Annotated in this window: 6 protein-coding genes; all 6 read left to right on the plus strand. The window is 62.5% G+C overall.

Features of this window, described 5'->3' with window-relative positions; all coding sequences use genetic code 11:
- Positions 1–404: 404 nt before the first annotated feature.
- Genes gap through plsX form a run of 6 tightly spaced genes read left to right on the plus strand, consistent with a single transcriptional unit; the run spans position 405 to position 5,099 of the window.
- Positions 405–1,505, plus strand: a complete 1,101-nt coding sequence (gap, locus tag FJ222_11940) for a type I glyceraldehyde-3-phosphate dehydrogenase (GenBank protein MBM4165132.1) — start codon at positions 405–407, stop codon at positions 1,503–1,505.
- A gap of 27 nt (positions 1,506–1,532) precedes the next feature.
- A complete protein-coding gene (locus FJ222_11945) occupies positions 1,533–2,777 on the plus strand; it encodes a phosphoglycerate kinase (GenBank protein MBM4165133.1) in 1,245 nt (414 codons plus the stop codon).
- 11 nt (positions 2,778–2,788) lie between these two features.
- The gene (coaD, locus tag FJ222_11950; protein MBM4165134.1) at positions 2,789–3,337 is read left to right on the plus strand and encodes a pantetheine-phosphate adenylyltransferase; all 549 of its coding nucleotides are present in this window, start codon (positions 2,789–2,791) and stop codon (positions 3,335–3,337) included.
- On the plus strand, positions 3,309–3,914 hold the full coding sequence (locus FJ222_11955) for a DUF177 domain-containing protein (GenBank protein ID MBM4165135.1): 606 nt from the start codon (positions 3,309–3,311) through the stop codon (positions 3,912–3,914). Before coaD ends, FJ222_11955 begins: the two co-directional genes overlap by 29 nt.
- Positions 3,886–4,068 (plus strand): 50S ribosomal protein L32, encoded by a 183-nt coding sequence (locus tag FJ222_11960; protein MBM4165136.1) that lies wholly within the window; start codon positions 3,886–3,888, stop codon positions 4,066–4,068. The genes FJ222_11955 and FJ222_11960 overlap by 29 nt, the downstream gene beginning before the upstream one ends.
- 5 nt (positions 4,069–4,073) lie before the next feature.
- Positions 4,074–5,099, plus strand: a complete 1,026-nt coding sequence (gene plsX / locus FJ222_11965) for a phosphate acyltransferase PlsX (protein MBM4165137.1) — start codon at positions 4,074–4,076, stop codon at positions 5,097–5,099.
- Positions 5,100–5,162: the final 63 nt, after the last annotated feature.

Consider the following 5,162-nt stretch of genomic DNA (forward strand, 5'->3'; position numbering starts at 1 on the left):
CAGGGCTACTAAATGAAGATTAGACACGATACGCCCCTCAACCCGATCCGGTTCGTGTGTAACTCGTTCATGCGTGGTTACATGCGAAAAATCTGCTCTAAAGAGGGTGCTTGTTTTCTGTCTAATTTTGTCTATTCCTGTCTATTGAGGCACTGGCAACCCCCCGGGTCTGTCAAAGTGGCACGGGCATCTTGCCCATGGAGTTTTGCAAGAGTCTCAGAAAGAAATTTAGATGCGTTTGCCCTGATCCGGCAGATATCGGCATTGACGCCGCGCGCCGCTTTCGCTATCATTCCCGGCCAACTGTCAAGCGGGCAGAAGTGGTTTATCTCGTCGGGCTGGCTGCCCGCAGGCGCCACATCAGAAAAATCGTCCGAATCGCGGACAGAACAACGGAGGAACGAATGGCTATCAAAGTCGGTATCAATGGATTTGGCCGCATCGGCCGCATGGTGTTTCAGGCGCTCTGCGATCAGGGGCTTCTCGGCAAGGGCTGCGGGCAGTTGGACGTGGTGGCGGTGGTGGATATCTCGACCGACGCCGAGTATTTCGCCTATCAAATGAAATTTGACTCGGTGCATGGCAAGTTCAAGCATGCGGTCGCGACAAAGAAGAGCGCGCCCGACAAGGAAGAAGCCGACGTCCTGGTGGTCAACGGCCACGAGGTTCGCTGCGTCATGGCTCAGAAGTCGCCCGCCGATCTGCCGTGGGCCGCGCTCGGCGTGGATTACGTGATTGAGTCAACCGGACTGTTCACCGACAGCGACAAGGCCAAGGGCCATCTGGCCGCCGGCGCCAAGAAGGTGATCCTTTCGGCACCGGGCAAGGGCGATGTCAAGACGATCGTCATGGGCGTCAACCAGGACGAATACGACTCGGCCAAGCACGCGATTGTCTCGAACGCCTCCTGCACCACCAACTGCCTCGCGCCGGTCGTCAAGGTGCTGCTCGACACCGTCGGCATCGAGACCGGCCTGATGACCACGATCCACAGCTACACCGCGACGCAGAAGACCGTTGACGGGCCTTCCAAGAAGGATTGGCGCGGCGGCCGCGCTGCGGCATGCAACATCATTCCCTCGACCACCGGCGCGGCCAAAGCGGTCGGCGAGGTGCTTCCCGCGACCAAGGGCAAGATGACCGGGATGAGCTTCCGCGTTCCCACCCCCAACGTCTCGGTGGTTGACCTGACCTTCCGCAGCGCCAAGGACACCTCGATCGAGGCGATCGACGCCGCGCTCAAGGCCGCTGCGAAGTCGGGCCCGCTCAAGGGACTCCTCGGCTTCACCGACGAGGAACTGGTCTCCACAGACTTCATTCATGACGCCCGCTCCTCGATCTACGACTCGCTCGCCACCCTGCAGAACAATCTCAAGGGCGAGAAGCGCTTTTTCAAGATCGTGAGCTGGTACGACAACGAATGGGGCTACAGCAACCGCGTGGTCGAACTGGTCCGCTTCATGGCGGAAAAAGATAGCGGCAAGGGCTGCTGCTGCTGTGGGTGAGCGATCCCAAGGGGTGAAGAGGGCGGCATGAACAAAAAAACGTTGCGCGATGTCGATGTGGCGGGCAAGCGGGTGCTGATGCGTGTGGATTTCAATGTGCCGATCAAGAACGGCGCCATCAGCGACGATACCCGCATCACGGGGGCGCTGCCTTCGATCAACTACGTGTTGGAAAAGGGCGGCAGCCTGGTGCTGATGAGCCATTTGGGCCGGCCGAAGGGCGCGGGCTACGAGGCTGAGTTCTCACTCAAGCCGGTGGCCGAGCACCTGGCCAAACTCACGGGCCGGTCGGTGGTGTTCGCCGCCGACTGCGCCCGGGCCGACGCCGAGGTTGCTGCGCTGAAGCCCGGCGGCATCGTCATGCTTGAAAACACCCGCTTCTATGACGAGGAGGAGGGGAAGACAAAGAAGGTCGATGGCCAGAGCGACGCGGACTATCAGGCGAAGAAGGCGGCGCTCAAGGACAAGCAGAAAGCGCTGGCGAAGAAGTTGGCGTCCTACGGAGACATCTACTGCAACGACGCTTTCGGCTCCGCCCACCGCGCCCACGCCTCCACGGCTGTGGTGTGCAAGTACATGAAGGATAACGTCGCCGGTTTCCTGATGGAGAAGGAGATTGAATACCTCGGCAATGCGGTCGAGAACCCGACCCGGCCGTTCGTGGCGATCCTCGGCGGCGCGAAGGTGTCGGACAAGCTCGCGGTCGTGCAGAACCTGCTCGAGAAGGTTGATACCCTGATCATCGGCGGTGGCATGGCCTACACCTTTCTCAAGGCGCAGGGCCATGAGATCGGCAAGTCGCTCTGCGAAACTGACCAGATCGACTACGCCCGCGCGATGATCGCGAAGGCCAAGGCCGGCGGTAAGCGGCTGCTGCTGCCCGTGGATAACATCGCCGCCGATGCGTTTTCGGCCGAGGCTGCCACCCGCACGGTGGGCAATGAAATCCCAGCCGGGTGGATGGCGCTGGACATCGGTCCCCAGACGACGACGCAGTATGCCGCCGCCATCGCGGGGGCGAAGACGGTGGTCTGGAACGGCCCGATGGGCTGTTTCGAGATGAAGCCGTTCGCGGCCGGCACGCTCGGAGTCTGCCAGGCGATCGCAGCGAGCCGATCCGTCTCGATCATCGGCGGTGGCGACAGCGTGAGCGCGGTCAACAAGAGCGGACTGGCGGGGAAGATGACTCACATCTCCACCGGCGGCGGCGCATCGCTCGAACTGCTCGAAGGGAAGGAACTTCCCGGCGTGGCGGCGTTGAGCGATCTATGAAGGGCGGGAACATGCGGGTGGCGGTCTATCCGGGCACGTTCGATCCGCTGACGTTGGGTCACTTTGACCTGATCGTCCGATCATCCGCGCTTTTCGACCGGGTGATTGTCGCTGTGGCCGCTGCGTCGAGCAAGACCACGGCGATGTTCTCCACCGCAGAGCGGATGGAGATGATCGCCGAGGATGCGGCGCATGCCGGGCTGTCCAACGTGGAGGTTGACGCCCTCGACACGCTGCTGGTCAATTACTGCAGGCGCCGGCAGGTGCGGGTCGTCATTCGCGGTCTGCGGGCCTATTCGGATTTCGAATACGAATTCCAGATGGCCCTGACCAACCGCAAGCTGGCCCCCGAGATCGAGGCGCTGTTCTTGATGCCCAATGAAGAGCACAGCTATGTGACGGCGAGCACGGTTCGCGAGGTGGCCCGCTACGGCGGCGACACGAGCAGTTTTGTCTCGCCCTCCGTGCAGCGGCACGTCGAGCGCTTCATGAGCGAGCATCCAGAGCAGCGGATCAAGACGGGAGGCGCGATTGCAAACACAGGCGCGTTTGACCGTTGATGTCGCCCGGTTGGCGAAGACCGGAGAGCGCCTGACGGGAGAATTGGATGGTGCCGTCCTCGACTTGGGCGACACCGCCGGGTTGATCGAGCCCGCCGGCGGGATTCGCTACGACCTGAACGTCGAACCGATCGGCAGCGAACTGCTCGTCCGGGGCTCGGCGAGCGTCGCTGTGGCGTTCATCTGCAGCCGCTGCGCCGGGCGATTTGAGACGCAAATCAGAGAATCCGCGTTTGTCGCCTCTTACCCCCTGGAAGAGATGACCGACAGCGTGGACTTGACCGCAGACCTGCGGGAGGCTATGATACTGCTTCTCCCTGGATACCCGGTTTGCCAGGAAGGGTGCTGCGGATTGTGTCCGCGGTGCGGGACGAACCTGAACCAGGCGTCGTGCCGATGCAAATCGGAGGATGCGGACGGTCGCTGGAACGCGCTTGACGTGATCAGCATCAGTCGGGGACGGGCCGGGGGCGCGCAATCTGGCCGGGGCGCCGGATGTGACGTCGGCAAACACAATCATGTGAATGGATCGAAACGGAGTGTAAACAATGGCGGTACCGAAACGGAAGAAATCTAAGATGCGCATCCGGCAGCGCAAGGGGCACTTCAAGGCGGAAGTCGCCGAGGTCGCGAACTGTCCGAACTGCGCCGCGCCGCACCGCTCGCATCGCGTGTGCCCGTCGTGCGGGTTTTACAACGGCCGTCAGGTTCTGACGGTCACGGTTGATTGATCGCCATGCGTATCGCGCTCGATGCCATGGGCGGCGATTTTGCGCCCCGCGAAATTGTTCGGGGGGCCGTGCTGGCCGTCAAGCACCTCAAGGACATTGATTCCGTGATCCTGGTGGGCGACGAGCAGGCGATCCGGAGCGAGCTCCTGGCCTGCGGCGGCGTCGAGAGTGACCGGTTGCGTGTGGTGCATGCTTCGGAAGTGATCGGCATGGACGATGCGCCCGCCACGGCGGTGCGCAGGAAGAAAGACTCTTCCATCAACCGCTGCATCGAAATGGTCAAGGATCGCGAGGCCGAGGCGGCCGTCTCTGCGGGCAACTCGGGGGCGGTATCGGCTGCGGCGATGTTCTGCCTGGGGCGGATCACTGGCGTGGCCAGGCCCGCCATCGCGACGGTGCTGCCGACCCGCGACCGGCCGCTGCTGCTGATCGACGCCGGCGCGAACATGGACTGCGATCCCGCCTGGCTGGCGCAGTTCGCGATCATGGGCAGCGCCTATTCGCGCGCCGTGCTGAAGCAGCCGAATCCCGTGGTGGGGCTGCTGAGCATCGGATCCGAGGACGGCAAGGGCAATGAGATGACGAAACAGGCCTTCAGCTTGATCCAGCGCACGGGAGTCAACTTCAGGGGCAATGTCGAGGGCCACGATTTATTCTTGGGTAAGACGGATGTGGTGGTTTGCGACGGCTTTGTCGGCAACGTGGTGCTCAAGACCACGGAGAGCGTGGCCCACGCCATCGGCTTCTGGATGAAGAAGGAGTTTGTGCGGCATCCCATCCGGATGCTGGGCGCCTTGTTGCTAAAGGGGGCGCTCAGCACGCTCAAGCACCGGATGGATCCTGAGATCTACGGCGGCGCCCCCCTGCTGGGGGTCAACGGCCCGGTCATCATCACGCACGGGTCGTCGACACAGAAGGCGATCTTTCACGCCATCCACGCCGCCGCGGCCGCCGCGCGCAGCGCCATTACCAACGAGATCGACACCCGTATCGCCGCCCTGCCGGCGGACGAGACGCCGCCCGGCTCTTGATCGGCCCTGTAGAAGAACGGGGACCGACCATTTCGCCCCACGATGTCTTTTTGTCCCTTTTCC

This window comes from Lentisphaerota bacterium, assembly GCA_016873675.1.
Classification (GTDB): Bacteria; Verrucomicrobiota; Kiritimatiellia; order RFP12; family JAAYNR01; genus VGWG01.

Bases quoted from the DNA above. Each gene is read 5' to 3' on its own strand.
- gap (MBM4165132.1), top strand. From the start codon at position 405: ATGGCTATCAAAGTCGGTATCAATGGATTTGGCCGCATCGGCCGCATG.
- FJ222_11945 (MBM4165133.1), top strand. From the start codon at position 1,533: ATGAACAAAAAAACGTTGCGCGATGTCGATGTGGCGGGCAAGCGGGTG.
- coaD (MBM4165134.1), top strand. From the start codon at position 2,789: ATGCGGGTGGCGGTCTATCCGGGCACGTTCGATCCGCTGACGTTGGGT.
- FJ222_11960 (MBM4165136.1), top strand. From the start codon at position 3,886: ATGGCGGTACCGAAACGGAAGAAATCTAAGATGCGCATCCGGCAGCGC.
- plsX (MBM4165137.1), top strand. From the start codon at position 4,074: ATGCGTATCGCGCTCGATGCCATGGGCGGCGATTTTGCGCCCCGCGAA.